This window comes from Corynebacterium coyleae, from assembly GCF_030408635.1.
In the GTDB taxonomy this organism is placed as follows: domain Bacteria; phylum Actinomycetota; class Actinomycetes; order Mycobacteriales; family Mycobacteriaceae; genus Corynebacterium; species Corynebacterium coyleae.
The window spans coordinates 1,175,215-1,201,709 of sequence record NZ_CP047198.1 but is presented as its reverse complement, the minus strand read 5'-3'; the positions used below and the strand labels follow the sequence as shown (position 1 = coordinate 1,201,709).

Below are 26,495 nucleotides of genomic sequence, written 5' to 3'. Positions count from 1 at the left end.
ACGAAACGGCCGCCCACATCCGGGCGGCCGTTTTTCATCCATACAACAAGCCTGCGAGGCCGCGGACTAGTGTGGTGGCGCCTCCGAAGAACGCAAGCCCGAGCGCGATGCGGTAGGCCTTCGCGGACGGTACGTGCGGGGCCAGCCGCTTTCCCGCGGTGATTCCGAGAAGCATGCCGCCAAAGGAGGCGACCCACAGCCAGGGGTTGATCGAGGAAATATCCGCCGCACCAGAGAGTTCCTTTGCCCCGAACGACAGTGCGCCGGCGACGAAGAACAACGGCTGCAAGGTGGCGGCATAGATGCGCTGTGGCCAACGTGCCGCGTGCGCGTAAACGGTAAATGCCGGCCCGGCAACGCCTGCGAGGGTGTTCATGAACCCGCCGACGGCGCCAGCGGCAGCTGCAGGAACCACACCTTCGATCTGAGGCACGTAGCGCTTGCCCAACGTCACCACTGACAGGGCGATGAGTAACAGGGCACCGACGATGATGAGCAGGGCGCTCGTCGATACGTGAGAGACCACCCACACCCCGGGAAGCACGCCGATGATGAGCGCGCCTGCGATCGGCCAGAACTTAGACCAATCGATGTCGCGGCGCATCCCCCAGGTGTTAAACACCGCATTGACCGTGGCGATGACGTTGATCATGAGCACGCCAACCACAGGTCCCAACAGCAATGAGAGCACAGGCCCGGTGATCAGACCCAGTCCCATGCCGGAAATGCGCTGCAGCCCAGCGCCCATCGCAACTGCGAGCGCGACGGCGATCAACACGATCAATTGCTGAATTTCTCCCGAATCGCGTCGTGGACGCTCTCCGGCACGAGTCCGGAAATGTCACCGCCGTACTTCGCAACCTCTTTGGTTAGCGAGGACGAGATGTAACCGTACTTCTCATCCGTCAGCAGGAAGTAGGTATCCACGCCGGTCAGGCGTCGGTTCATCTGTGCCATCGGCAGTTCGTACTCGTAATCGAGCGAGGAGCGCAAGCCCTTAATCAGCGCGCTGATGTCGTGCTGAGTGGTGTAATCGACCAATAGGCCCGCCCAGCTATCCACGCGAACGCCCTCAAGGTGTGAGGTGGCTTCGCGGATGAGGTCGACGCGCTCGTCGATAGTAAACAGCCCCGACGTCTTCGTAGGGTTGCCTGTGACCAGCACGATCACTTCGTCGAAATGACGAAGGGCACGGGTGACAATGTCGAGGTGCCCGTTCGTGATCGGGTCGAACGAGCCAGGGCAGACTGCGATGGTCAATTTAGTTGTCCTCTGCTTCCGGGTCGGCGTAGACCGCCATATCCATACGTGCAATACCGTAGATGCGACGCTTGAGCTTCTGGCCGGTCGGGGTGAACTCCGCAGGCCATGCAGTCTCCGGGCTTTCGCGGTGGCGTTCAACGACAACCACTGCCCCATCCGCCAGCGCAGGTTTGAGGGCCTCGACCATCTCTGCGACCGCCTCGTCGGCTAGTTCGTATGGAGGGTCTGCCAGCACCATGTCGAAGTGTTTCTTCGGCGCCGATGCAACGTAGGTCGACGCCTTCATCTGGTGGATGTGCACGTTGGGGTGCTTGACCACGCCTGCGTTGTATTCGATGATTTTCGCTGCCTCAGGGTCGCTCTCCACCAGCACGACCTCTGCCGCACCACGCGACGCGGCCTCGAGCCCGAGCGCACCCGAGCCTGCAAACAGGTCGAGCACATGCTTATCGACGAACCCGAAACGCACCTGCAACGACGAAAACAGCCCCTCGCGGGCCCGGTCGGATGTAGGTCGCGTTCCTGCCGGCGGCACTTTGATCTTCCGGCCGCGGGCTTCTCCCGAAATGATGCGGTTCATTCCCATAACTTTAACCAGCTAACTCTTGTCCAAATATTCGAAGTCTTCTGCCACAAACCCGGCGGTGGCTGCCCTGGCGAACTCGGGTTGGTTTGCTACCAAGGTGGCGGCGTCGTCGTAGGCACGTTTAACGATGTCGTAGTCCTCAACCAAGTTAATCAACCGCAGCGTGCGTTTGATGCCGGACTGGCCTGTGCCAAGCACGTCACCTTCGCCACGGTTAAGCAGGTCAAGCTCCGCGAGCGCGAACCCGTCCGCTGTCGCCGCTACCTGGGATACGCGGGTGAAGCCGGGGCTGCCTTCCTCCGCGAGCGTGTGGAACAGACACAGCGACTGGTTGCCGCCACGCCCAACTCGGCCGCGCAGCTGGTGCAACTGGGAGACACCGAAATGCTCCGACTCGCGCACGACCATCACCGTGGCGTTCGGCACATCCACGCCGACCTCGATCACCGTCGTGGACACCAGCACGTCGATGCCGCCTTTGGCGAAGTCCGCCATGACGTTGTCTTTCTCGTCGCCTTTGAGGCGTCCGTGCAGGATGCCGACGGTCAGGTCCGCAAACTCCGTTGCGGCGAGATGCTCGGCAACCTCAAGTACGCCGCCTTCGCCGTCGATACGCGGACACACAATGTAGGCCTGGTGCCCGGCTGCAACTTCTTCGCGGATCTTCTCCCAAGCGCGCTCCACCCAGCGCGGTTTGAATTCCGGGACCACCGCAGACTGGATCGGCTTGCGCCCACCAGGAAGTTCGCGCAGCGTGGATACTTCCAAATCGCCGAACACCGTGATCGCAATGGTGCGTGGGATCGGCGTTGCCGTCATCACCAGCAAATGCGGTGTGGTCTCCCCCGCTTTGGCACGCAGGGCGTCGCGTTGCTCTACGCCGAAGCGGTGTTGTTCGTCGACAACGACAAGCCCCAGGTTGAAAAAGTCCACGCCCTCTTGGAGCAGGGCGTGCGTACCGACGACAATGTCGGCCTCCCCGGAAACAATCTTCAGCAGTGCCTCTTGGCGCTGCGCGACCGTCATCGATCCTGTCAGCGCAACCACTCGGGTGGGGAGACCCGCACGCATGAGAGTGAACGTTAGCGAACGCGCGTGTTGCAGCACGAGAACTTCCGTCGGAGCAAGCAATGCCGCCTGCGCGCCGTTATCGACGGCCTGGAGCATCGCCATCAGCGACACCACCGTCTTTCCGGAGCCAACCTCGCCTTGGAGCAGGCGACTCATCGGCACCGTCTTGGACATATCAGCCGTGATGTCCGTGATCACTTCCTTCTGGCCGCGGGTCAGCGGGAACGGCAGACCGTCCAGCAGCTTGTCTTCATCGCCCCCCTTCACATAGGGCATCTCGGGCGCCCTGTGAGCGGAGGTGTCGATGCGTCGCACACCCATCGCCAACGCCACAGACAGGGCCTCGTCATACTTCAGGCGCTCCTTTGCGCGCGCAGGTCCCTCTGCACCGGGCTCGTGGATCTGACGCACAGCAGCATTCAACGGCAGCAGGCCGATGGGGGTGAAGCCAAGCGGCTCGTCGATACGAGGCAGCGATTTCAACACCGCATGCACAGCCCCCATAATCGTCCACGTGCTGACCTGCTTCGACGCCGGATACAGGGGAAGCCACTGGCGGCCACGCAGCATTTCTTCCAGATCACCGAAGTGAGACAGCTGACGCATGGAACCGGTCGCCTCAGTAGGACCGTCCATGAGCACGAAGTCAGGGTGCTGCAGCTGAGGCTGATTACGGTAGAAATCCAACTTGCCCGTCAGCATCGCGCGCCGACCCGGCTTCAGCACCCGTTGGGCATACTGGGAGCCGAAGAAGGTGGCTTGGAACTCCGTACGCCCATCGTGGATCATCACCTTGGTAATCGGCCGCTTGGGCGTCTTTTTGGTGTAAAACGTGTTGGCGTCGACGACCTCGCCGATCACGGTGACCGTATCGCCTGCTTCGACCCCGGTCAGGTCAGCACCGGTGCCGTAGTGCAGGTAGCGTCGCGGATAGTGCCGAAGCAGCTCGCCGCACGTGGAAATGTTGAGGTGTTTCTCAATCGCCCGCGCCTGCTTCGCAGGAATAACCTCAGTCAGTGGCCGATTGTCCTCAAACCCCAGCATTTACTCCACCCCGATCTCCGCACATGCTTGCAATCCGTCTGCAGGATAAACCATGACCTGGACGCCGAGCTCAGTGTTCAGCCTGCGAAGCTCCTCCTCCGACAGCTCAGCTGGGTCAAACAGCACCGTGACTTGCTCCCCGCCGTGTTCGAGCAGGCGTTTGCATGCCCGCTTCACAGCATCGAGCGGGTCTTCGGCGATAAGCAGCGTCTCCCCCCGTGCAGTAACCACCACATCACCCTTGGCAACCGCGCCGCTGAGTGTCAGCGCGCCCTTCTTTGCGCGGTGAGCCACTGCCGTACGCATCTCGCCAGCCGCCTCAGACATGGAAAACGCGGCGGTAGCCAGCGGCTGGTTCGGATCGTGCACAGACAGCGCTGCAATACCGGAGACTAACCGGACTGTAGGAAGCAGTGTGATCGTCTGTTCCAGCGCTCGGGTTGCTTTCTCCACGGCAGCGAGATTCCGGTTACTGAGCAGCCCATTCGGCAGCACGATGATCTCGTTGCTGCCCGAACGCCGAATCACGGAGAGCATGTCCGAGATCACCTCGTCGCCCGGGGCAACAGTGACCACACCTGCTTCCTTATACAGCTCTGTCAGGGAGCCGGGAGGCGTCACGGCCACAATCAAGCGATCGGGGTTTCGTACCACTGGGGCACCCGGGAGCACTTCAAGGCGCAGGTTTTGGACCTTGCCGAGGCGATAGGCCGTCTCAATCACAGCACCTGCATCGAGCGTGTGAATGTGCACAGTGGCTTCCGTATCAGATAGCCGAGCGATGACCAGGCTGTCGCCCAAGGGGCGCAGCTCGGTTTCCAACTCCGCAATATCGCCCTGAAACCCAAAGAGCACCTCAAGGGAGTGCTCCCGACCCGACGGCCCCGCATGCGCCATGTCAACGTGCACGTCGCGGTCTGCCCTTTCAGCAGGTGCCGGGGTGCTTTCTGCACTGGCTTCTGCGCTGCGTACGGCGCTCTCTTGGACATCACCATCGGGTGCAGTTGCGGGACTATCCTCTACCTCTTCCAACAGCGCCTCGAGCAGAATCACCACACCGGTGCCGCCGGCATCGACCACGCCTGCCTCGCGTAGCACTGGCAGCTGCGACGGCGTGTTGGCCAAGGCCACCCTGGCTGCGGATGTCGCAGGTGCTGCGACATCGAGCAAGCTCAACGGACGCCCAATGTCCTCTACCGCTTGTTGGGCAGCCACAGACGCCGCTCGGAGCACCGTAATCACGGTGCCTTCCACCGGATCCGCAATGGCTTGGTCCACAAACTTCACTGCATGCGTCAATGCGTCCGCGACCATTTCCCCGTCCGAAGCATCGTCTTTGACAGACTGCGCGATTCCGCGCATCACCTGGGACAACACCACACCTGAGTTGCCGCGTGCTCCACGTACAGCGCCGACGGCCAGGGCTTCGGCGACATCGACGGCGCTGGCGTCGTCGCCAAGCAAAGCTGCTTGCTCGCAGGCTGAACGCATCGTGTGCGCCATGTTGGAACCTGTATCGGAGTCCGGCACGGGAAAGACGTTGAGGCTGTTGATCTCCACTCGGCGCCGCTCCAGCTCGGCGGAGGCGCGTTGGGCCCACGCACGCAACCCTGCGGCGTCGATAAGCGGAGTGACAGACATGAAGCGAAAGCTTACAGGGAGCTGTTACAGACTCCAGTCGATGGGATTCGCACCCTGTGCTTGAAGCGCTTCATTTGCACGCGAGAACGGGCGCGAACCGAAGAAACCGCGCGATGCTGATAACGGCGACGGATGCGGCGACTCAATCCGGGGAGTATCCCCCAAAAATCTCGCAGCTGTCTGTGCGTCACGGCCCCACAAGATAGCTACGAGTGGCGCATCTCGGCGGACAAGCGCCTCAATTGCGGCCTGGGTAACCTCTTCCCAGCCTTTGCCACGGTGTGACGCGGGCTTTCCCGGACGCACGGTAAGCACCCTGTTGAGCAGCAAAATGCCTTGCGACGACCACGACGACAGGTCCCCATCCGCCCGGGGCGGGATACCCAGATCAGCCTGCAGCTCTTTGTAGATATTCACCAACGACCGCGGCGCCGCCACCCCAGGCTGGGTGGAAAACGCCAGCCCCATCGGGTGTCCTGGGGTCGGATACGGGTCTTGACCCAGGATGAGGACCCGGACATCGTCGAACGGATCCGCAAAAGCCCGCAAAATATCGTGGCCACGCGGCAGGTAGTCGTCCTCTGTGCGCAAAAACTGCCCCATTGCGTGGATGCGGTCTTCTACCGGAGCGAGCGGTTCCTGCCAAGATTCGTGCACGGGCAACATTTAGAAACTCTCCCATCCAGCGGTCAATTCTGGGGCCTCGCCGTCGATGCGCACCCCGGGCTTGCGAGTGACTGCGCCAATCGAGCGGAACCCAACCGGTGCGGACCCATCGATCGTGCCGATGAGGGTGTGGTCCTCCCCACCTGTGAGCACCCACTCCCACGGGTCGACGCCAAGGAGTACGCCCGCAGCCTGCAAGGTCGCATCCGGGCGCAGCGCCACCTTTGACAGTTCGATGCCTACCGAAGATGCCTTTGCCAGCGTCGTCACATCCCGGATGAGCCCATCCGAGTTGTCCGTCATCGCGGTCGCGCCTGCCGCGCGCGCCACCACGCCACGCCCCGGGGTAAGCACCGGGGCCTGATGCGCCTTCACAAGCACCTCGAGCTCCTCCGGCACATCAATCCCGGCCTGCAGCAGCGCGAACCCTGCGGCTGAATAACCGATATTGCCGTGCGCGACCACTCGCTGACCGGGGCGTGCCGCGTCTAGCGTCAGCGGCGGACGATTACCACCAAGCGAGCCGATTGCGGTTACGGAGACCACAAGTTCTTGCCCGTCGGTCAGATCCCCGCCGACGAGTTCACAGCCATACTCCCCTGCCATATCCCCAATGCCGCGGGCGATCTCTTCGACCCATGCTGCCGGCGCATCGCGGGAGACAGACACCCCCATCAGTGCTGCAATCGGGCGCGCGCCCATTGCCTCGATATCCGCGAAGTTCTGCACCGTCGCCTTGCGGCCCAAAAGGTACGGGGTTGTGGTCGCACGAGTGAAGTGATGGCCTTCCACCAACATGTCGGTGCCGGCGACGACTCTCGAGTTTGGCACTGAGGGGGTAAGTACCGCTGCGTCGTCGCCGTTGAGGGCAGACGGTGCGGCAGCGCGAATCGCGGCGATAACCGCTCGCTCGCCGACCTGCGCAAGCGTCGGACCATCAGTGGGAAATCCGGTGGTGATCACGGGTTGGGCAGCCCTTTCGTTAGACTATTTCGCCATGGCAACCACGGCGCACGAACCACAGGTTAATCGCACAACAATTTTGGTCAGTCTTGGCCTCGCAGTCCTTCTCGTCCTCGGAGCCGTTATTGGCGCTCGTGTGTTCTTCCAACGTGTGGCGCTGCAGCCGGTCGCGATGGCTGATCTTCCTGCCCCGATGGCCGATAGCCCGGAGTGCGCATCGCTTATCGACGCCCTCCCCGACCGGTTCGCCGGCCTTCCCCGTGCCGAACTCGCAGAACCGGCACCACAAGGCGCCGCCGCCTGGCGCAAGTCCACCGATGACCGCGTCACCCTGCGCTGCGGTGTAGACATGCCGGCGCAGTACACGGACTACGCCGTTACTGAAACCATCGGCAATGCAACGTGGATGCGTATCGACGACCTCACGCCCCAGTCCAACCTGGCCACCTGGTACACCGTGGACCGCTCCCCTGTGATCGCCGTGACCGGTGATGCGCAGGTACTCCACGACTCAAAGAAGTCCCTCGGACGGCTGGGCGCCGATGGGCTGCCATCGAAGGATCAGCCCCACAACCCCGCGCCTTTGTCCGCGTTGGAAGGCGCAGATGCATCGAAGTGCGACGCGCTGCTCCAGGCCGCACCGGATGCTATCGCCGAGGGCTACACCCGGACAGAGCCTGCGTCCGAAAACACCGTCGCATGGCGTGCCGAGGGACGTGATCCGATCGTTCTGCGCTGCGGTGTCGCCCCATCGCCGAATTACGCACCGGGTGCACAACTTGCCCAGGTCAATGACATTCCGTGGTTCGAGGATGTGCTGTTGGCAAACGGCACCACGGCATCGACGTGGTACGCATTGGGGCGCGACAGCGGTATCGCAGTCTCTTTGCCGCAGGCGGAGAGCAACGAGGCGATTACGAACCTGACTGAACTGATCGCCGAGCACACCGCTGCGCTTTAACGCTGCGCCTTAACGCTGTGCTTTAACGCTGCGCCTTAACGCTGTGCTTTAACGCTGTGCTTTAACGCAGCGCGGTCCGCACCAGCGTGTCCAGCAGTTCCGGGTAGTCCACTCCGGTGGCTGCCCACACCTGCGGGTACATCGAAATCGCGGTGAATCCAGGCATGGTGTTGACCTCGTTGAGCACCGGGCCGTCCTTGGTGACGAAGAAGTCCACACGTGCGAGCGACTTACAGTTCAGCGCCTTGAAACACGTCACCGCCATGTCTTGAAGTTGCGCGGTTGTTGCCTCGTCGAACGGTGCCGGAATCGTTGCCGTAACGCCCTCTTCGAGGTATTTCGTTTCAAACCCGTAGAAGCCTTCTTCGGAGTCTTCGGTGCCGTTGAGCTTCGCTGGCAGGGATGCCGCAATGGTCCCGTCGGGTCGTTCGAGGACTCCCACCTCAACCTCGTCGCCGACAAGTTCCGCTTCCACAATCACCTTGGAATCGGATTCGTGCGCAAGGTCGTACGCCGCCGGGAAGTCGTCCCAGGAGCTCACTTTGGACACACCGATCGATGACCCACCGTTGGCGGGTTTTACGAACACTGGTAGACCGAGGTAGTCACGCTCGTCGTCGTCAAGCACTGCCCGACCGTCGAGGATCACTTCCCTGGTGATCGCAATGTTTTCAGCCGCGACGAGCTTCTTCGTGTACTCCTTGTCCATGCCACAGGCGGATGCAAGCACCCCTGGGCCAACGTACGGGACACCAGCGAGTTCGAGCAGTCCTTGCACTGTGCCGTCTTCGCCGTATTTGCCGTGCAGCACCGGGAAGACAACATCGACGCAAGCGATACTTTCGCCGGTTGCTACATCGAAGATCTGCCCCTTGCGCGTCGGGTTGATGGAGAGTGCAACTTCGCGGCCTGCGGGCACCTCAGGCAGCGCGACGCCGTTTACTGGGTCTGTTGTGCCTTCGACCCATACGCCGTCACGGGTGATACCGATGGGAAACACCTCGTAGTCAGCCGGCATGTGTTGCATCACCGACGCTGCGGAAATGCAGGAAATGGAGTGCTCGGTGGACATGCCACCATAAAGAACTGCTACGCGAATCACGCTGACCAATCTACCGCGTAGCCATGGCGCAGTTTTACTCTGCCTTCTTGCTGCGCCCCATCAGTGTCGCGATCGTGTCCGCAACTTTGAAGTTGTCGTGGCAAATGGCAAACACTGCCTGGGTAATCGGCATCTCCACGCCATGCTTTTCGGCGAGCTGGAAAATGCTTCTCGACGACACCACGCCCTCCGCAACCTGGCCCTTCGTCGCAGCCTTCGCCTCTTCCATCGTCGCACCTTGCCCCAAAGCGGAGCCAAATGTGCGGTTACGCGACAGCGGCGAAGCACACGTGGCCACGAGGTCTCCCATACCGGCAAGACCTGCAAACGTGCGGGGATCCGCGCCGAGCGCGTTGCCCAGACGGGTGGTCTCTGCAAGGCCACGGGTGATCAGGGATGCCAGGGTATTGTCGCCAAGCCCCTGGCCGGAAGCCATACCGCAGGCAAGCGCAATGACATTTTTCGTCGCGCCGCCGATTTCGCAGCCCACAACATCGGTGTTGGTGTACGGCCGCAAATAGTTAGTCGCACACGCGGCTTGGACGAGTTTTGCGCGGTTCTCGTCAGCGCATGCAATCACGGTGGCGGCAGGTTGTTCGAGCGCAATCTCGCGCGACAGGTTGGGCCCGCTGAGCACTGCAATCCGGTTCGGGTCCGCTCCGGTGACCTCTGCAATAACTTCACTCATACGCAGATGTGTTCCTGTTTCCACACCCTTTGAGATGGACAGCATCGTCGCATCAGCCGGGATCATGGGTGCCCAACGCGCGACGTTTTCCCGCATGGTCTGGCTGGGTACGCCAAAGACGACGATGGTCGCGTCTTGCAGCGCGTATTGCTCGTCCGAGGTGGCTTCGATCGCATCCGGGAGTGTGATGCCGGGAAGGTACTCCGGGTTTTCCCGCGTGGTCTGAATGGTGCGGGCAAGGTTGTCCCGACGCGCCCACAGCGTGACCCTGTTGCCGGCGTCCGCGAACACCTTCGCCAGGGTTGTACCCCAGGAGCCTGCCCCCAGTACCGCAACGTTGACCATATTTTTCTGAATCCTCCCAGCCGATTGTTCCGGTTTAACCTACCACCGGCCGTGGCGCGTGGCGTGTCCGGCGTGAGTGGGTTACTTGGGACACAATGGAGGACATGCCTACTCACGCATCCAAGACACCAGGAAACAGCGGGAAGCTCTCCGAGCAAGATAAGGACGCCTTGGGTGAGAAGTTTCTCACTGGCAGGCTTCAGGCTATTCCGTTAAAACCGCAGAAGGAGTTCGAGCGCACCACGCTTGCTGCGGGTGCGGTGCTGTGGCGCGGTGACGTTACGCAACCCGACACCATTGAGGTTGCGTGCATTCACCGTCCTCATTACGACGACTGGTCGCTGGCCAAGGGCAAGGTCGACCCTGATGAGTCGCTTGTACAAACCGCAGTACGTGAAATCAAGGAGGAAACGGGCTACGACGTTCGCCTGGGCAAGTTGCTGGGCAAGACGGTCTACCCGGTAAAGAAGACCACCAAGGTGGTCTATTACTGGACCGGCGAGGTCGTCGGTGGCGAGTTCGTACCCAACAACGAGGTCGACGAGATCCGCTGGCTGCCACTCAATGAAGCGCTTGAGTTGATGACGTACGACCTCGACCGCGAGGTGCTCCAGAAGGCCCAGAAGCGCTTTAACACGCCCGCAGATGCACGCATCCTCTATGTCCGACATGCCCGCGCCCACGACCGCAACAAATGGTCCGGCGACGACAACTTGCGTCCTCTGGATAAGAAGGGCCGCCGCCAATCCGAGATGCTCGTTCCCCTGCTCAGTGCGTTCGCGCCGGAACGTATTTACTCGGCGGTTCCGGAGCGCTGCCAGCACACGGTTGCGCCGCTGGCGGATGAGATGGGGTGTGAGGTTGTCGTCGATAAGCAGTTTGGCGACGATGCCTGGATCGCCGACATGGTTGGCGCCAAGCACGCATTCAAGGACGTGATTGAGGCCGGCGGAACCAGCGTGGTGTGCGCGCAAGGTGGGATCATCCCCGGCATAATCGCGTGGCTCTCGGCGCAAGGGACACTGCCTATCGACGAAGAAATCCGCGCGAAGAAAGCCTCCGTATGGGTGCTGACGTTCCACGACGGCAAGCTCATCGGCGCGGACTACATCCCCTCCCCACTTCCAGTTCTGTAACCCCACCACGACGAAAGGCCCAGACCATGGCAGCTCCTACCGCCATTTCCCAAGACCGCATCGCGGCCACCCTGAAATCAATGGGGGTGCAGTACTTCCGAGAAGACAGCGGCGAGGTTCGCACCGCATTTCCCAGCCTGATGGTGTTCTTCGAGGTAGCCGAGGGTGGTTTCAAGGCCACCGCACGCTGGCTCGGCATCATTGAGGGCGACGATATTGAGACGCTGCGTCTGCGCTGCAACGAGATCAACCGGACGATGCCCCTCGTGCGCGTACACCCGGTACGTCGTGAGGACGATGCCGTCGTGCTGATCGACGCGCCGTTCTTCTCCAACGAAGGCTTCACCGACGAGCAGGTGCGTGCAATGTTGGACTACTACTTCTCCGCAATCCATCACGTGGTGAACCTGCTGCGCGAGGCCTTGCCAGATACCAGCGAGCTCTTGTCGACGAGCGGCCCGAAAACCTTCACCACCGAAGCAAACACCGAAGCCAACGCCGAAGCTAACCAGGAGGACTAGGACATGACTTCTGCAACCAGCAACCTCAGCATCGACCGTGTCATCGCCTTGTTTGACAAGGAAGGCTGGAAGTACGAAAAGGCACCGCTTGGCCCTGCGCTGCGCACCGGTTTTTCCGGTATCGGTCTGGAAATCAACATGATCGAGCCGAATCTCAACGTGCTGACCACCGTCGCTGTGGATTCGGTGAAGGCCGCGCAGTTTAATGAGGTGCTCGAGTGGGTGGAGCGATACAACATTGAGAAGGCTTACCCCACCGTGACCGCAGTGAAGGACGAACAGCGCGGCATCACCGCGCTTGCCGTGACTTACTCTCTGCCGGGTTACTGGGAGCGCAGCGACCAGCAGTTTTCCGACGAGATCAAGACCGGTATCCAAGGCGTCGTTGTCGCTGCGCGTGAGTTCCTGGAGGCGTTCGCCCCGGGCGTCGTCGACCAGTTGGGCAAATAACCAGCCCGAGGGCGCTATCGCCGTCCGGGGTCTAACCCGCGACGGACGGCTTGAACGCTGGACGCGTTGCTTCGAATCGTTCGATGGCGGGCTCGTCGCGAAGCGTCAGCCCAATATCGTCGAGGCCTTCCATGAGCCGCCAGCGGGTGTAATCGTCGATCTCGAAGGTAAAGGTGTTGCCGCCGACGGTGACGGTGCAGTCTTCGAGCGAGACGATCGCCTCATCACTTGGGTGCTGCTCAAGGTGCTTCCAGATCAGCTCGATATCGGAGTGGCTCATGATGCCCGCGAGCAGGCCAGCTTTGCCGGCGTTTCCTCGGAAGATATCCGCGAATCGAGGGCTGAACACGGCGCGGAAGCCGTAGTCCATGAGCGCCCAGACAGCGTGTTCACGCGAGGAGCCTGTGCCAAAGTCCTCGCCGGCGAACAGCACGGAGCCGTCTTTGAACGCGTCCTGATTGAGGACGAATGTGGCTTCGTTTTCACGCCAATTAGAAAATAGGCCGTCCTCGAAACCGGTGCGGGTCACACGCTTGAGGTAGCGCGCGGGGATGATCTGGTCGGTATCAACGTTGGTGCGGGTCAGCGGAACGCCGACGCCGGTGTGAGTGGTGAACTTTTCCATGATCGGGCTCCTTTACAGATCTGCCGGGCTTGCGAGGTGGCCGGTCACCGCAGTTGCTGCTGCAACCAGCGGGGATACGAGGTGGGTACGGCCACCCGGGCCTTGGCGGCCTTCGAAATTGCGGTTGCTTGTGGAGGCACTGCGCTCCCCCGGTCGCAACTGGTCTGGGTTCATGCCGAGGCACATGGAGCAGCCCGCGGTCCGCCATTCTGCGCCGAACTCTGTGAAGATCGCGTCGAGGCCTTCTTCTTCGGCCTGCTGCTTCACAAGTGTGGAGCTCGGTACGACGAGCATGCGTGTACCTTCGGCGATGCGGCGGCCCTTGACAACGTCGGCGGCTGCACGCAGATCCTCGATGCGCGCGTTGGTGCAGGAGCCGAGGAAGACCGTATCGATGGTGATGTCCCGCAGCGGCATGCCCGGGGTCAAGCCCATGTATTCGATGGCCTTCGCAGCAGATGCCTTCGTGTTGTCGTCGGTGAAGTCCTCCGGGTCGGGAACGTTTTCGCCGAGCGGCAGACCTTGGCCTGGGTTGGTACCCCAGGTGACAAACGGTGTCAGTGCTGCACCGTCGATTTCCACGACGGTATCGAACTTTGCGCCTTCATCGGTCGGCAGCGTCTTCCAATACTCCACGGCTGCATCCCAGTCCTCGCCCTTCGGCGCGTACTCGCGGCCCTCGACGTAGTCGAACGTGGTCTGGTCCGGCGCGACCATACCGGCTCGCGCGCCTGCCTCGATAGACATGTTGCACAACGTCATGCGTGCTTCCATGGACATTTTCTCGATGGCCTCGCCGCGGTACTCGATAATGTGGCCCTGGCCGCCGCCGGTGCCGATCTTGGCGATGATCGCCAAGATCAGGTCCTTGGCCGTCACGCCGTCCTGCAGCTCGCCGGTGACCTCGATGGCCATGGTCTTGAAGGGTTTCAGCGGCAGGGTCTGGGTGGCCATGACGTGCTCCACCTCAGAGGTGCCGATGCCCATGGCAATCGAGCCGAACGCGCCGTGCGTCGAGGTGTGCGAGTCGCCGCAGACAATGGTCATTCCGGGCTGTGTAATGCCCAGCTGCGGGCCGACGGTGTGCACGATGCCCTGCTGGATATCGCCCATCGGGTGCAGCTTCACACCAAACTCGGCGCAGTTGTCGCGCAGGGTGGCTACCTGGGTGCGCGAGGTAGGCTCGGTGATCTCGACGAGGTCACCGCTGGTAATACCCGTGGTGGGCACGTTGTGGTCCTCCGTTGCCAAATGCAACTCGGGGTGGCGCATGGTGCGTCCGTTCATCCGCAGGCCGTCAAACGCCTGCGGCGAGGTCACTTCGTGCAGGAGCTGGAAATCGATGAAGATGAGGTCAGGCTCGCCGTTTTCCCCCTTCATTACCACGTGGTCGCGCCACACTTTCTCCGCTAATGTCAACGGTGGCTGAGTCATCCGGTCCTCCTTCATACGGGCTCCCAACATCCCACACTATGAGATGCTAGGATTCGAACTGTGAGACAGTATAACGAAGGTTCCGGGATTAAAGTCCTCGACCGCGCAGTTGCCATCACACGCTCGGTTGGTGCGGGTGATAAAACACTCGCAGAACTTAGCGACGACACCGGCCTGCCACGCGCAACCGCCCACCGCATTGCCACTGCGCTGGAACTGCACCATGTGCTTTCCCGCAACGAACACGGCGAATGGACACTCGGCCCAGCACTGACCGGTCTTGCCACGGGGCTTCCCTCCGCGCTGCTTCCGGCAGCCGCGCCGGTTATGCGAGACCTGGTTGCACAGACCGGGGAATCCGCACAGCTTTACCAACTGACGGGATCGACCCGCACCTGCATCGCTGCCGAAGAACCGGAAAGCGGACTCCACAACGTAGTGCCGGTTGGCTCCAGGCTCACACTATCGGCCGGTTCTGCCGCCCGCGTGTTTGCCGCCCACTGCCCGATCGACTCCCCGTTTGATGCAGCGGACCTCGAACAGGTACGCAAGGTCGGGTACGCCGAGTCTGTCTCCGAGCGCGAGGTTGGCCTGGCGAGCGTGTCCACCCCGGTGTTCCAGCCCGACGGCACCTTAGTCGCGGTCCTGTCTGTGTCGGGTCCCGCCGAGCGCTTGAAGCCCTCCCCCGGCGCAACATGCGGCGAGGCGCTCAAGGACGCCACCGCTCGGCTGAGCGCCGAGCTCTAGCCGAGCTCTAGCCGAGCTCCGGCCCGGCACTGGGGGCGCCAACGGGCGTCAGCGAACTTCGATGTCGTCCAAGCGCCTCGCGGGCCACACCGCGGGGGAAGCGGATCTTCCGCCGCAGGATCAGTTCGTCCTCGATGCAGTAGGCGCCGACCAAGAACGCCTCGATCTCCTCACTCGGCGGGGTCCGCTTGACCAGGTAGGGGTCGATGAGGAAGTTATCCGAGGTCGTGCGGCACCGGGTGCGGTTCATGGCTAGGCCCACCAGGGGCACGGCGTCGGAACGGGTCTTGGTGAAGGCGACTTCGGCAAGGGTTAGCCCTCAGCCGTCGACAAGCGAGCGCCCCGGCTCAAGATACAGACGCAACCCGCGCTCGCGCAGCGCCTCTGCGACGCCGACGGAGAGTACCTCGGTGAGCCACGCACCGCGCGTCGGCTCCTGCCAGTCCCGGGCCGAGCACGCCGCGCTCGAGGGCGTCGGCGACGAGGGCGCGGGCTGTGCGGTCCTTGACGCTACCGCCGGGGTTGAAGGACTCGAGTTTGGCCCAGACCCGGAGCTTTTCCCCTAACGCTCTATTCGAGGGTACGCTCGCCACGTGAGAAAGAGCGGGCAGATTCTCGGACGGGACATTCGTCGCCTGCTGCGCGTTCCCCGGGCCTTCATCATCATCGTCGGCGTGCTCATCACCCCCGCGCTCTACGCGTGGTTCAACATCAACGCCTTCTGGGACCCCTACGCCCACACCCAGAACATCCGCATCGCGGTGGTCAACAACGACCGCGGCGCCTCCGCCGAGCGCGTCGGCGAGGTCGACGTCGGCGAGCAGATCACCGAGCAGCTCAAGGCCAACGACAAGATCGGGTGGGTGTTTCTCCCCGAGGACGAGGCCCGCGACGGGCTCATGCGCGGCGACTACTACGCCATGTTCCTTATCCCGCCCGAGTTCAGCGAGGACCTGCTGAGCCTGGTCAGCGGCACCTACACGCAGCCGGTGCTGGAGTACTACGTCAATGAGAAAAGCAACGGCGTCGCCCCCTCGATCACCGACGCCGGCGCCTCCGCCGTCGACACGGCCGTGTCCGAGGCCTTCAAGAAGAAGGTCGGCGAGGCCGCGGCGACCGAGCTGCGCAACAAGGGGTTCGCGGCGCGCGATGACGCCGAGGAGGTCCGAGGCAAGGCCTCCGGGAGCTTCGGCCAGATCGCCGCCGACCTCGACGCCGCCCAGGGGCGGGTGGCCACGATGAAGCAGAGCATCAGCGGTGCGCGCCCGGTTGTCGCCGAGCTGAACACCCTCGTCGGCTCCGTCGACGACACCCTCCGGTCCGTGGACTCCTCTCTCGGCGAGGCCGAGGGGATCATCGCCGAGCTGCAGAAGTCCTCCGCCGGTTTCAGCGCCGACACATCGACCGCGCTCGTCGAGTCCACCAACGCGCTCAGTCTCGGCGCCGCCTCCGCCAACGCCTCCATCGCGGAGGCGACGGGCCAGCTCGGCACCGCCCAGGGGCGGGTGCGCTCGGCCGTCGGCGAGGTCGACGGCGTGGTCAAGCAGGGCGAATCCGCCGCCGCGCAGCTGCGCGCCATGTCGGCCGGGGCGGCCCTATCGCCTGAGGTCCGCGCTCAGCTCGACGCCGCGGCTAGCGCGCTGGAGGAGCGTACCGCCGCCTCCCACGCCGTCCTCGACGGCCTGAACAACGTGGACCGCAGCGCGAGCGCCGCGCTGGCGTCGATAGGCGAGCTCGGCGACTCCCTCGAGGCCACGGCCGCCGACTCCAACGACGCAGCGCGCGACGCGAGCACGCAGCTCGGCGAGTCCGTGCCCGCGATCAACGCCTCGCTCGCGCAGGCCTCCGGCAGCGTCGCCTCCGTGCGCGGCGCGCTGAGCAGCCAGCGTGCCCTGCGCGAGGAAACGACCTCCCTGCTCGCCGGGGTGGACAACCAGCTCGCGGCCAGTCTCGGCATCCTCGACGAGGTCTCGGGCAACCTCGGCACGCTTGCCGACGGCGCCCGCGCCGCCCAGTCCGACATCAACGCCCTCCTGGCCACCTCCAACTCGGAGGCCCTCAACACTGTCACGAACCTCAACTCCGCGAAGATCGGCGAGTACATCTCCTCGCCCGTCACCGTCGAGCAGCAGGCCGTCTTCCCCTCGGAGAACTACGGCAGCTCCATGGCCTCCTTCTTCACCAACCTGGCCCTGTGGATCGGCGCGTTCGTGCTGACGATCATCTTCCGCGTCGAGGTCGACACCGAGGGCTTCCGCCGCCTCACCGTCGGCCAGGCCTACCTCGGTCGCTTCCTCCTCTTCGCCACGCTCTCGGTGCTCCAGGCCGTCGTGGTGACGCTCGGCAACGTGGCCTTCGGGGTGCAGATGCAGTCCGTCACGGCCTTTCTCGCCACCGCAATCGCCATCGGGGTTGCCTACACGGGGATCATCTACTCCATCGTCTCCGCGCTCGGCCACATTGGCCGCGGCATCGCCGTCTTCCTCGTCGTCATCCAGATCCCGGGCGCGTCGGGCCTCTACCCCATCGAGCTCATGCCCGACTTCTTCCGCCGCATCTACCCCTTCCTCCCCTTCCGCTACGGCATCGACGCGATGCGCGAGACCGTCGCCGGGTTCTACGGCCACCACTACCTCCGCTTCATGACGGCGCTTCTCGCCATGTCCGCCGCGGCCTTCGCCCTGGGGTGGCTGTTCCGACTCACCTCCTCGCACGCCAACCTCCTGTTCAACCGCCAGCTCGCGCGCACGAACCTGATCACCAACGAGAAGGTGGAGGTCATGGGCTCGCCCTACCGCGCGTCCGACATCATGGCCGCCCTGTCGGACCGGGATGAGTTCCGCGGTGGCGTCGAGAAGCGGGCGCGGATGCTGCGGGAGAACTACCGCACCCTCATCTTCGGCGGGATCGTCGCGGGCGTTGTCGGCATCGCCATCATCACCCTGCTCACCATGCTCCTGCCCACCGACAAGACGATCATGCTGGCCATCGTCGTCGCCTGGTCGCTGCTGGTCGTCCTCTACCTCGGCGCGGTGGAGTATTTCACGCAGAGCCTCGTCGACGCCGAACAGGTCTCGCGCCTCGGCGAGGCCGAGCTGCGCGACGCCGTAATCCACCGCCACGACTCCGCCGGCACCAGCGTCACCATCGGGCCCGCGGATGCCGAAAGCGAGGACACCAAGTGAGAACCGTCTTCTCCATCGCCTACAATGACCTGCGCCGTCTCTACACCAACGTCATGGCGGGCATCGTCATGGTCGGCCTCATCGCCATTCCCTGCCTCTTCGCCTGGTTCAACGTGCTGGCCACGTGGAACCCCTTCGCCAACACAGAGCGCCTCGAGGTGGCGGTGGCCAACACCGACCGCGGCCACACGAGCGACCTCACCCCGCTGGCCGTCAACGTCGGCGACATGGTCCTCTCCCAGCTCTACCGCGACGAGTCGATGGACTGGGTCATCACCGACGCCGACGATGCCATCGAGGGCGCGAAATCCGGCGAGTACTACGCCGCCATCGTCCTGCCGCCCACGCTGAGCGACGACATGTTCACCTTCTACGCCAGCGACGCCGAACCCAGCCGGATCGACCTCTACATCAACGAGAAGAAGAACCCCATCTCCCCGCTGCTCATCTCCAACGGCACGCAGGGCGTCAGCGCCCAGATCAGCGCGTCGTTCACCAGGGCCCTCTCCGAGGTGTCATTCGGGCTGATCGAGACGGCCTCGGACTTCTTCAACGAGGCGGAGACCAAGCAGGCACTCGACTCCATCGAGACGCGCACTGCCAGCGCCCGCGACCAGCTGCTCTCCAGCGCCAGCACCGTCGACGCGCTCGCCTCGCTCACAGAGTCGAGCGTGCCGCTCGTCGACAGCGCCGAGCGGATCTCCGGGGCGCTGGGCGACTCTCTCGGGCAGGTCCACCCCGTCGACCTCGGAGCCACCGGGGCGGGCCTCGGCGGAGACGGCGCGGCGCTTGCGGCGGCGCTGGGGGCGACGTCGGAAAGCTTCGCCGCAGTGAGCGACCGCGTCGACCAGCTGATGGCGGACTCCTCCGCCACCTCCCAGGCCACCGCCGCGAACCTGACGGACATCGCCGCGCGCATCGATGTCCAGGTGAAGCAGTACACGGCCCTGCGCGACACCATCAACGACCAAGTCGCCCCGGCGCTTCCCCCCGACGCTCAACCGGCGGTGCGCGCGGTGGTCGGCGACCTCAACGACGCTATCGCCCGCCAGACGGCCGTGCGCGACCGACTCAACGACGCCGCCGCGCGCCTCACCGCCGGGCAGGGCAGCCGGGACGGGAAGAACGCGGACCGGCAGGAGATCAAGGACTCGATCGCCCGGGCCCGCGAGGCGATGGACTCGGCCAAGAATTCCTACGACACCGGGATCCGCCCGCGCCTCGAGGCGCTGTCGGGCTCGCTGGACAACGTCCGGGCGAACGTCGACAAGGCCCGCTCGGACATGGACGGCGTCTCCTCTGCCCTGGCCAATCGGCCCGGCTCGCTGCGCGACACCCTCGCAGCCTCCGGTGCGGACCTGCGCGACACGGCGGAATCCCTGCGCGCCAACGCGGCGAGGATGCAGGAGGCGCAGCAGTCGATCGCGCAGGCGCGCTCGAGCGGGGACCTGACGAAGCTGGCCGACCTCGTCTCCAGCCACCCGGAGGAGCTCGCCGACGCCCTCGTCGACCCAGTCAAGGTGGAGCGCAAGGAGGTCTTCCCCCGCGTCAGCTTCGGCGCCGGCATGGCCCCGCTTTACACGGTGCTCGCCCTGTGGGTGGGCGCCCTGTTGACGTCGGTGGCCGTGCGCACGGACGATCGCTCCATCGAACAGAACGTGGTCGATCCCGACCGCCTCACCGCGGGCCAGAAGTACTTTGGCCGCTACCTGACGTTCGTGACCACCGGTCTGGCCCAATCCACGCTCCTCATGGCGGGGCTCATCGTCTACGTGGGCATCGAGCCCGCGCACCCCTTCCTCCTCTTCATGGCGGGGTGGGTCTCGAGCCTGGTCTTCCACCTGATCTGCTACACGCTGGTGCTCTCCCTGAGCAACGCCGGCAAGGCCGTGGGCGTGCTCATCCTGGTGCTCCAGGTCTCGGCGGCGGGCGGCGCCTACCCGCTGCAGCTGCTGCCGGGCTGGGCGCAGGCGATCAGCCCCTGGCTGCCCGCGACCTACTCGATCCGCGCTATGCGCGCCGCGGTCTTCGGCACCTACGGCTGGGACTTCTGGCGAGCCCTCGGCAGCCTCGTCCTCTTCGTGCTGCCTTTCCTCTTCCTCGGCCTCTGGCTGCGCCACCGGCTGCACCACGCGATCAGCCGCATGGACGAGGCGGTTGCTCAGACCAAGGTGATGATGTCCTAGTCGCGCACGCGCGCGGTCACCAGCCCGCCCACCCAGATGTCGCGGCCGTCGTCGATAAGCAGATTATGCTTCGACGAACCCCTCGCCGATGCGCCACTGGCGCTTCTCGCCCAAGCTGACGGAAGCGTCCGGGTCCTCCACGTCCGAGACCCGGTAGTAGAGCATGTCCACATAGTCATAGTGGATGCTTGCGATGCCGTAGCCATGGGCATCGAAATCGATGTGGTTGACCCAGGGATTGGCATCGCGGATGGTCTTCTCCACCAGCAGCGACGTCGAGTTGTCTTCCGGGTGGTACGTCCCAAACACTGTGGTGAGGATTTCATCCACATTTGGTGCAGAAATTGAGGTTGTCACCATCTCGCAGCCGATCTCACCAAAGCCCGACGGGGAGGCAATCGAGTTCGCCCACTCTGAGTGGATGTCGCCGGTCAGGAACAAGGCGTTCGACTCCTGCTCGTCCAGCATGGTGAGCAGGCGGTCACGCTCGGCCGCATAGCCATCCCACTGATCCGAGTTCACCGCAATACCGGTAGCGCGCTCCCTCATGTAGCCCGTTGCAATATTGGCCTTCTCGTTGTCCTTGATGGTGACAAAGCGCATGGGCGACACCATCACGGAGTTACCCAGCACATCCCAGCGTGCGGTGGACTGTTGGAGTTGTTCTGCCACCCAGGCAAACTGCTCGTCGCCAAGCATTGTGCGCTCATCGTTGGCAAAGTAGTCGCTGGTGGTTTCCTCGTCGCGGAATGTTCGCAGATCCATCATCGTCAGCTGCGCGAGGTTGCCAAACTGGAAGCTGCGGTAGATGCCTGGAGCCTCAATGAGCGCACTGCGACGTACCGGGAGCCATTCGAAGTACGCCTGCATCGCCGCTGCTTCGCGTTGCTTCCACTGCCCTTCAACCCGGCCGTCCGTGTGGTTTTCGGCTCCTTCGCGCCAGCTGTTGTTGGCTGACTCGTGGTCGTCCCACACCACAATCCAAGGGCACGCCGCATGGGCCGCCTGCAGGTTCAAGTCGGTGCGGTAGCGGCCGTAACGTTGGCGGTAATCCTCCAACGTGGTGATTTCCCACTCCGGATGGTGCATCCTGGCCACACCACTTTTGCCTACGTACTCGCCGGTTGGATACTCATAGATGTAATCGCCGAGGAACACCACGTGGTCGATTTCGCCCGCACGCGCGCGCTGAGCCATGTCAGCGTAGGCGCTAAAGAATCCGGACTCCCAGTTCGCACATGATGCGATTGCGAGATTGAGCGTATCCAGGTCAGCGTCTACGGCTGGCGCAGTCAACGTACGCCCCACCGGGGAGAAAGAACCTGCGTGCTCACCCGATTTCACGATGAAACGGTAGAAGTACTCCGTATCTGGATCGAGCCCGTCCGGATCGACGTGCACCGTGTGGTCGGATTCCGCACGCGCAATCGCGCTTCCTGTCTTTGGGTGAGTGAAGTCTTCAGTGGTGTCGATCTGCCATTCCAGCTCGACATCGTCGCCAAGACCTGAGCCTGGCAACGCCTCGCGCGAGGGTGTCACACGGGTCCACAACACCACGCGATCCGGCAACGGGTCTCCCGACGCAACCCCGTGCAAAAATGGCAAGTCCCACTGATCCGCTGGCGTTGGCACCTCAGGAGTTGAGACAGTGCTGCGGCGCGCAGCAACAGCACCGCCAGTACCCAGTGCTACGGCTGCGACAGACGCGGCAACGGTTTGGAGAAATATACGACGATTGACACGGGGTTTCGAGCTCATGACGCCCACTTTCAACCAGCTCACAGGCGCGCGCAACGAGGAAACCGCCAAGTTTCCAAAAATTCACCCACACTTCACTGAGGTGACGATCCGCTAGTAACCCACTGTTAAAACAACGTGACTTGTGTGGGTGGACATGACTGTTTCGCTTTCCCGTGCCCCTCGTTCCATTCGTCGCACCGCAATTTCTACGGCTGTCGTCGTGTCCCTGTTCGGCTCTGCCACGACGGCCGTCGCTGCGGATGCCCCTGCAGGTGCAATCAACACCCGCATCAGCCGCATCGTCCTCGGCATCGGATCCGACGCGACGGAAGCGAACTTGGCCTGGCAGTCGAAGACCAACGAGACACAGTTCCTGGAGTACTGGCCGACTGCTGATCCAGCCAACATCACGCGCGTGGAATCGCCCCACGGCCCGTACAACTCGGCTGTCTTCTACCCGCACGAAGCGACGATGACCGGCCTCGAGCCTGACACGGAGTACGCCTACCGGGTTGGAAGCGATCGTCGTGGCTATAGCGAGCAGCGCACCTTTACCACCGGCACCGACGGAGATTCCTGGAGCTTCCTCGCCATGGCCGATGCGCAAATCGGTGTAGATACGAAAATCGCCGAGCAGTCCGCCGCATGGAACAAAGCGGTCAATACCGCAACCGGTGAACACCCCGACTCCGCGTTCATCATGCACCTGGGCGACCAGGTTGAGGGCTGGGGTGCCCCGGTCAAGCAGCTTGAGGAGTTCACCGCGCCAGAAAAACTCCAGGAGTACCGCCTTGCCGTACTGAAGGGCAATCACGAGACATACACGCTCGACCGTCACTTCCAGGACACGTACTTCCTGCCCAACGAAGTTGATGACACCGCGAACTACTTCTTCAACTACAACAACGTCTTGTTCATCGGGTTGGACGGCAACCGCGCATCCAAGGCCGACATCGACGTCCACGCGAAGTTTGTCAACGAAACGATCGCCGCACATGGTGCCGACGCTGACTGGGTGATCGTCGGTATCCACCACGCACCGTTCTCCCAGGGCACGCACTACACCGACAAGGATGTCGTCGAACTACGCAACTCCTTGACCCCAAAGTTGTCCGAAGCCGGTGTGGACCTGGTGCTTAGCGGCCACGACCACATTTACACTCGCACGCATCTGATGAACGGTGTCGACCCTGTCATTCCCGCTGGCGCATCGAAGTCCGGCGACATTCTTATTCCGGAAGACAACGAGGTCCTCTACGTCACCTCCACCACGGCAACAGGTGGCAAGTACTACGACTTCCAGGACGAAAACGGCACAACCCACCCGAATGTCCGCGAAGAAAACGTTACTGACCTGGCACACAAGTCCACCGCACGTTGGCGCCAAGACTACAACCCGGACTACACCAGCATTGACGTCTCGTCTGAGTCGCTAAAACTGACGACGTACAACATCAACACCCCGTACGTGGTGGATCAGGTCACCCTGCTGAAGAAGGACGCCACACAGGAGGAACCGCCGCAGGAGGAAGCACCGACGACGACTGAAAAACCAAGCGCGACCACGACGAGCGCCGCGAAGCCGACCACGCTCACTTCGGTGTCCACGGTGACGTTGACGGAAACCTCGACGATTACGTCCCCATCTCCCACCGTTGTGGAAACCACCAAGGTTGTCCCCACGACGGTGAAGCAAACCGTCACGCCCACCACAGAGAAATCCGGCGCCGACACCGGGAACACTCCGTCTGAGAACGACGCCAACAACGGCTCTCACGAGACCACTGAAACCGACGCATCCGGCTCCAGCACGACCGGCATCGTCCTGACGGTGTTGGGCATCCTGTTCGGCCTCATCGCTGCCATTGTTGCGGTGCTGGTCAACCTGAACCCTCAGTTCGTCCAAGACATCCGCCACAAGTACGGGATCTAAGGGCTACTCCGCTGCACGGGCACTGACACGCTCAGCCCACCGATAGATAATGTTCTGTTTATCTCGGCGCAGCGTGTCGTGGCCGAGGACCAACCCCTCGTTCATCCGCCCTGCAGCAGCAAGGTGCTTCTGCCCCACCAATGTGCCGTCTGGGTGGATGTGCAGGGCGCTAGTGTCTGCATAACGCATCCCGACACCACGCTCGACGAGATCCCCAATGAGAGTTCCGTCGACGACTCCGGCAGGTGCGTTCACGGCGTCAATCACGACTGTTGCGCCGACCTCCTTGGCCACTTCGGTCAAATCGTCTTCGCCACGGTTGAAGACGTCGGTGCGGATCCGGTTGTCGTCGATAAGCGCGAGCATCTCCACCGCCGATTCAACAGGTGGGCCGGTAGCAACGCGCCCGAGTGTGCTCATGAAATCGTCGAACTCGGAGCCGCCAAGCGATTCTCGGCCGCCGAAGGACGCGCGCTGGATGAGCGCATCCTCGGTGTCGCGAAACGCCAGCGCCACAGCAAGCGCCGACGTCCATGGTCTCTCCCCTTTTGCAGCAGCGACCGATGTGCGAAGTTCCGTCACTGGATCCCCTGTGAAGTCCTCACCGTTGATCACCGCTTGAATATCCTCACGCGCACCTTCGCCACCGACGATCGCGAGGATGGCTTCTGCTGACTCCGTCAGAATTTCCTTGAGCTCTTCAAGCGACTGGCACTGCAGAATCGCCCGGTCAGCTTCCGCAATAACGGGTTGGGCCTGGCGCGATTGCTCCTCGTCGAGGTAGGCCTTGACCTCCATAAAACGGCCCGATCGGGTCACTGGGTAAAACACTTTCGCCTTTGCGTAGCGCACGACATCGATAAAGGTCAGCGCTGCTCCGCGCACGAGCGCGATGTCATCGGATGTGACCGAATCCAGATTGCTTGCCGGATACGCCGGGGCGATTACACGAAGATCCCCGAGATCCTGATGAGCAAGCGAGCCTGGCCAATCATGCGCGTGCCCTGTCACCATGAGTACTTCGTCGAACTGCTCGCCGTCCACTTCAACGCCATTTCCCACAGGGGTTACGTCCTGTACTCGAGTGATGCGGAAATCAAGCGTGCACTTTGCTGGCAAGTTCGTCCGCAACGCTTCCCACGAAGCATCCAAGTGCTCGCCTACGCGTCGTCGTGGAGGGAACTGCCCTTCTAACTCGTCGTTTGGATCTAAGGGCCCCAGGTGGGTCTCCACAATGGATTTTGGGGCGTTGAGGATCCACTGCTCCGGAACCGAGGCACCAAACGCTCCTGGTGCTGAAATTTCTTCCATCGGTGTCTCGTTAAACACCGTAAGTTCGATGGCTGCTCCACGCTGCCCCGCACGATCAATGAGCTCTTCTGCAGCCCACAGCCCACGGGGGCCTGCTCCGATGATGGCAACTTTCATTTCCTACGCCCCTTTGCGGAGTACTCGTCGAGCGTTGCTGCTGCCCACTCGAAATCGGCACGGCGTATGCCGCGACGCGCGTCGCATTCGCCAAAAGGTACGCCGGACATGTGCCCCACCTTAGGCGGTGCGGGCTTCCAATCGCTCGACTTGGCGACGAAGCTCCGCACCTAACTGATTGCCCGGCAAGCGTTCCTGAACCACATCGCACACTGAGCGGTACCACCACACCTGCCGCTCTACAGGCGAATTGAAGCGTCCCCAGAGGTCATCCCCGATTGTGTCGAGGTCGGCATGAATGGAGAGCAGGTTGTGCAGTTTGTCTGCCGCTGCGATGAAAACACTGCCTTCCTCGGCTTCGCGAAGATGCGCAAGGTATGCGTCGGCGCGCCCCTGCCAGCTGCCGATGCTGTCCTCTTTGGTCACGCCTCGGACGAGCTCGACGACGCGTTCGCCGAAATCCGCAGCCATCTGCTCTGCGCTGTATTCCTCGGGGACATCTTCGAAAATGTCGTGGAATAGTGCACCGATGAGAACGTCCTCGTCGTCGGTGACTTGAGAAACGAAGTGCATCACGCCAAACACGTGCGATACGTAGGGAATGTCGGTGCCTTTGCGCACGTCATTGCGGTGCGCAAATGCGGCGACGTTGATAGCCCGAATGATTCGCGGTGATACAACCGGAATGTGTTCTGCCATGTACGGCTCCTTTCTGTCGGGAAACACGTCCCACTGTAAAGATGCCGCCGACACGAAAGACGGAACATTCGAACACTGCTG

At 62.6% G+C, this 26,495-nt stretch carries 23 protein-coding genes and 1 pseudogene; 9 read left to right on the top strand and 15 right to left on the bottom strand.

All coding sequences use genetic code 11. The annotated features are described in order from the left end of the window. Positions 1 to 34: 34 nt before the first annotated feature. Genes CCOY_RS05885 through CCOY_RS05855 form a run of 7 tightly spaced genes read right to left on the bottom strand, consistent with a single transcriptional unit; the run spans position 35 to position 7,234 of the window. A complete protein-coding gene (locus tag CCOY_RS05885; protein WP_321195424.1) occupies positions 35 to 778 on the bottom strand; it encodes a sulfite exporter TauE/SafE family protein in 744 nt (247 codons plus the stop codon). 2 nt (positions 779 to 780) lie between these two features. Further along, positions 781 to 1,260 carry a pantetheine-phosphate adenylyltransferase gene (gene coaD, locus CCOY_RS05880; RefSeq protein WP_070484190.1) on the bottom strand — a complete coding sequence of 160 codons (480 nt, stop codon included), beginning with the start codon at positions 1,258 to 1,260 and terminating at the stop codon, positions 781 to 783. A gap of 1 nt (position 1,261) precedes the next feature. Next, positions 1,262 to 1,843 carry a 16S rRNA (guanine(966)-N(2))-methyltransferase RsmD gene (gene rsmD / locus CCOY_RS05875; protein ID WP_180949979.1) on the bottom strand — a complete coding sequence of 194 codons (582 nt, stop codon included), beginning with the start codon at positions 1,841 to 1,843 and terminating at the stop codon, positions 1,262 to 1,264. 18 nt (positions 1,844 to 1,861) lie between these two features. After that, a complete protein-coding gene (locus CCOY_RS05870; protein ID WP_070816772.1) occupies positions 1,862 to 3,964 on the bottom strand; it encodes an ATP-dependent DNA helicase RecG in 2,103 nt (700 codons plus the stop codon). Beyond that, positions 3,965 to 5,605 carry a DAK2 domain-containing protein gene (locus CCOY_RS05865; protein WP_092102439.1) on the bottom strand — a complete coding sequence of 547 codons (1,641 nt, stop codon included), beginning with the start codon at positions 5,603 to 5,605 and terminating at the stop codon, positions 3,965 to 3,967. 24 nt (positions 5,606 to 5,629) lie between these two features. Then, positions 5,630 to 6,271: a uracil-DNA glycosylase gene (locus tag CCOY_RS05860; RefSeq protein ID WP_092102436.1), complete on the bottom strand. Its 642-nt coding sequence runs from the start codon at positions 6,269 to 6,271 to the stop codon at positions 5,630 to 5,632. Beyond that, complete coding sequence (locus tag CCOY_RS05855) at positions 6,272 to 7,234, bottom strand: thiamine-phosphate kinase (protein ID WP_092102433.1); 963 nt, start codon at positions 7,232 to 7,234, stop codon at positions 6,272 to 6,274. 34 nt (positions 7,235 to 7,268) lie between these two features. Between CCOY_RS05855 and CCOY_RS05850 the strand changes: the two genes are divergently transcribed. After that, entirely contained in the window at positions 7,269 to 8,195 is a 927-nt protein-coding gene (locus CCOY_RS05850; RefSeq protein WP_070829374.1) for a DUF3515 domain-containing protein, read from the top strand. Between the two features lie 61 nt (positions 8,196 to 8,256). Here the strand turns inward: CCOY_RS05850 and CCOY_RS05845 are convergent, their stop codons facing one another. Together CCOY_RS05845 and CCOY_RS05840 are read right to left on the bottom strand one after the other, a co-directional pair. After that, positions 8,257 to 9,306: a D-alanine--D-alanine ligase family protein gene (locus CCOY_RS05845; RefSeq protein ID WP_167594520.1), complete on the bottom strand. Its 1,050-nt coding sequence runs from the start codon at positions 9,304 to 9,306 to the stop codon at positions 8,257 to 8,259. Between the two features lie 25 nt (positions 9,307 to 9,331). Next, entirely contained in the window at positions 9,332 to 10,330 is a 999-nt protein-coding gene (locus CCOY_RS05840) for an NAD(P)H-dependent glycerol-3-phosphate dehydrogenase (RefSeq protein ID WP_070450038.1), read from the bottom strand. 104 nt (positions 10,331 to 10,434) lie between these two features. On the opposite strand from CCOY_RS05840, the gene CCOY_RS05835 reads away from it, so the two are divergent. The 3 genes from CCOY_RS05835 to CCOY_RS05825 are packed head-to-tail and all read left to right on the top strand — an operon-like array spanning position 10,435 to position 12,437. Beyond that, a complete protein-coding gene (locus CCOY_RS05835; RefSeq protein ID WP_092102430.1) occupies positions 10,435 to 11,466 on the top strand; it encodes an NUDIX hydrolase in 1,032 nt (343 codons plus the stop codon). Positions 11,467 to 11,492: 26 nt separating this feature from the next. Continuing rightward, positions 11,493 to 11,987 carry a YbjN domain-containing protein gene (locus tag CCOY_RS05830; RefSeq protein WP_070450041.1) on the top strand — a complete coding sequence of 165 codons (495 nt, stop codon included), beginning with the start codon at positions 11,493 to 11,495 and terminating at the stop codon, positions 11,985 to 11,987. A gap of 3 nt (positions 11,988 to 11,990) precedes the next feature. Continuing rightward, complete coding sequence (locus CCOY_RS05825) at positions 11,991 to 12,437, top strand: hypothetical protein (RefSeq protein ID WP_070450044.1); 447 nt, start codon at positions 11,991 to 11,993, stop codon at positions 12,435 to 12,437. Between the two features lie 31 nt (positions 12,438 to 12,468). Here the strand turns inward: CCOY_RS05825 and leuD are convergent, their stop codons facing one another. After that, a complete protein-coding gene (leuD, locus tag CCOY_RS05820) occupies positions 12,469 to 13,062 on the bottom strand; it encodes a 3-isopropylmalate dehydratase small subunit (RefSeq protein ID WP_070820901.1) in 594 nt (197 codons plus the stop codon). A 12-nt stretch (positions 13,063 to 13,074) separates the two neighbouring features. After that, positions 13,075 to 14,496: a 3-isopropylmalate dehydratase large subunit gene (gene leuC / locus CCOY_RS05815; protein WP_092102428.1), complete on the bottom strand. Its 1,422-nt coding sequence runs from the start codon at positions 14,494 to 14,496 to the stop codon at positions 13,075 to 13,077. Positions 14,497 to 14,556: 60 nt separating this feature from the next. Between leuC and CCOY_RS05810 the strand changes: the two genes are divergently transcribed. Next, complete coding sequence (locus CCOY_RS05810) at positions 14,557 to 15,243, top strand: IclR family transcriptional regulator (protein ID WP_083279497.1); 687 nt, start codon at positions 14,557 to 14,559, stop codon at positions 15,241 to 15,243. A gap of 85 nt (positions 15,244 to 15,328) precedes the next feature. Here CCOY_RS05810 and CCOY_RS05805 read toward each other — a convergent pair. Next, a pseudogene (locus CCOY_RS05805) lies at positions 15,329 to 15,685 on the bottom strand (hypothetical protein); the annotation flags it as partial. On the opposite strand from CCOY_RS05805, the gene CCOY_RS12200 reads away from it, so the two are divergent. The 3 genes from CCOY_RS12200 to CCOY_RS05790 are packed head-to-tail and all read left to right on the top strand — an operon-like array spanning position 15,654 to position 20,614. After that, positions 15,654 to 15,809, top strand: coding sequence for a hypothetical protein (locus tag CCOY_RS12200; RefSeq protein WP_167594519.1), 156 nt, complete (start codon positions 15,654 to 15,656; stop codon positions 15,807 to 15,809). The pseudogene CCOY_RS05805 and the gene CCOY_RS12200 sit on opposite strands and share 32 nt — an antisense overlap. A 27-nt stretch (positions 15,810 to 15,836) precedes the next feature. Next, on the top strand, positions 15,837 to 18,428 hold the full coding sequence (locus tag CCOY_RS05795; protein WP_092102422.1) for a YhgE/Pip domain-containing protein: 2,592 nt from the start codon (positions 15,837 to 15,839) through the stop codon (positions 18,426 to 18,428). Beyond that, entirely contained in the window at positions 18,425 to 20,614 is a 2,190-nt protein-coding gene (locus tag CCOY_RS05790) for a YhgE/Pip domain-containing protein (protein WP_092102419.1), read from the top strand. The genes CCOY_RS05795 and CCOY_RS05790 overlap by 4 nt, the downstream gene beginning before the upstream one ends. Positions 20,615 to 20,677: 63 nt before the next feature. Here CCOY_RS05790 and CCOY_RS05785 read toward each other — a convergent pair whose 3' ends face one another. Then, entirely contained in the window at positions 20,678 to 22,372 is a 1,695-nt protein-coding gene (locus CCOY_RS05785) for an alkaline phosphatase D family protein (protein WP_070840687.1), read from the bottom strand. 136 nt (positions 22,373 to 22,508) lie between these two features. Here CCOY_RS05785 and CCOY_RS05780 point away from each other — a divergent pair, with 136 nt between their 5' ends. Further along, positions 22,509 to 24,287 (top strand): fibronectin type III domain-containing protein, encoded by a 1,779-nt coding sequence (locus CCOY_RS05780; protein ID WP_143028475.1) that lies wholly within the window; start codon positions 22,509 to 22,511, stop codon positions 24,285 to 24,287. Between the two features lie 3 nt (positions 24,288 to 24,290). On the opposite strand, the gene CCOY_RS05775 is transcribed toward CCOY_RS05780, so the two are convergent. Both CCOY_RS05775 and CCOY_RS05770 read right to left on the bottom strand, forming a co-directional pair. Continuing rightward, complete coding sequence (locus CCOY_RS05775; RefSeq protein WP_092102413.1) at positions 24,291 to 25,715, bottom strand: FAD/NAD(P)-binding protein; 1,425 nt, start codon at positions 25,713 to 25,715, stop codon at positions 24,291 to 24,293. A gap of 120 nt (positions 25,716 to 25,835) precedes the next feature. After that, positions 25,836 to 26,414: an HD domain-containing protein gene (locus tag CCOY_RS05770; protein ID WP_070450069.1), complete on the bottom strand. Its 579-nt coding sequence runs from the start codon at positions 26,412 to 26,414 to the stop codon at positions 25,836 to 25,838. Positions 26,415 to 26,495: the final 81 nt, after the last annotated feature.

Excerpts from the sequence above, each read along its gene's own strand:
- CCOY_RS05785 (WP_070840687.1), bottom strand. The coding sequence starts at position 22,372 with ATGAGCTCGAAACCCCGTGTCAATCGTCGTATATTTCTCCAAACCGTT.
- CCOY_RS05870 (WP_070816772.1), bottom strand. The coding sequence starts at position 3,964 with ATGCTGGGGTTTGAGGACAATCGGCCACTGACTGAGGTTATTCCTGCG.
- CCOY_RS05780 (WP_143028475.1), top strand. The coding sequence starts at position 22,509 with ATGACTGTTTCGCTTTCCCGTGCCCCTCGTTCCATTCGTCGCACCGCA.
- CCOY_RS05860 (WP_092102436.1), bottom strand. The coding sequence starts at position 6,271 with ATGTTGCCCGTGCACGAATCTTGGCAGGAACCGCTCGCTCCGGTAGAA.
- CCOY_RS05835 (WP_092102430.1), top strand. The coding sequence starts at position 10,435 with ATGCCTACTCACGCATCCAAGACACCAGGAAACAGCGGGAAGCTCTCC.
- CCOY_RS05775 (WP_092102413.1), bottom strand. The coding sequence starts at position 25,715 with ATGAAAGTTGCCATCATCGGAGCAGGCCCCCGTGGGCTGTGGGCTGCA.
- leuD (WP_070820901.1), bottom strand. The coding sequence starts at position 13,062 with ATGGAAAAGTTCACCACTCACACCGGCGTCGGCGTTCCGCTGACCCGC.
- rsmD (WP_180949979.1), bottom strand. The coding sequence starts at position 1,843 with ATGAACCGCATCATTTCGGGAGAAGCCCGCGGCCGGAAGATCAAAGTG.
- CCOY_RS05840 (WP_070450038.1), bottom strand. The coding sequence starts at position 10,330 with ATGGTCAACGTTGCGGTACTGGGGGCAGGCTCCTGGGGTACAACCCTG.
- leuC (WP_092102428.1), bottom strand. The coding sequence starts at position 14,496 with ATGACTCAGCCACCGTTGACATTAGCGGAGAAAGTGTGGCGCGACCAC.
- CCOY_RS05830 (WP_070450041.1), top strand. The coding sequence starts at position 11,493 with ATGGCAGCTCCTACCGCCATTTCCCAAGACCGCATCGCGGCCACCCTG.
- CCOY_RS05770 (WP_070450069.1), bottom strand. The coding sequence starts at position 26,414 with ATGGCAGAACACATTCCGGTTGTATCACCGCGAATCATTCGGGCTATC.
- CCOY_RS05850 (WP_070829374.1), top strand. The coding sequence starts at position 7,269 with ATGGCAACCACGGCGCACGAACCACAGGTTAATCGCACAACAATTTTG.
- CCOY_RS05865 (WP_092102439.1), bottom strand. The coding sequence starts at position 5,605 with ATGTCTGTCACTCCGCTTATCGACGCCGCAGGGTTGCGTGCGTGGGCC.
- CCOY_RS05825 (WP_070450044.1), top strand. The coding sequence starts at position 11,991 with ATGACTTCTGCAACCAGCAACCTCAGCATCGACCGTGTCATCGCCTTG.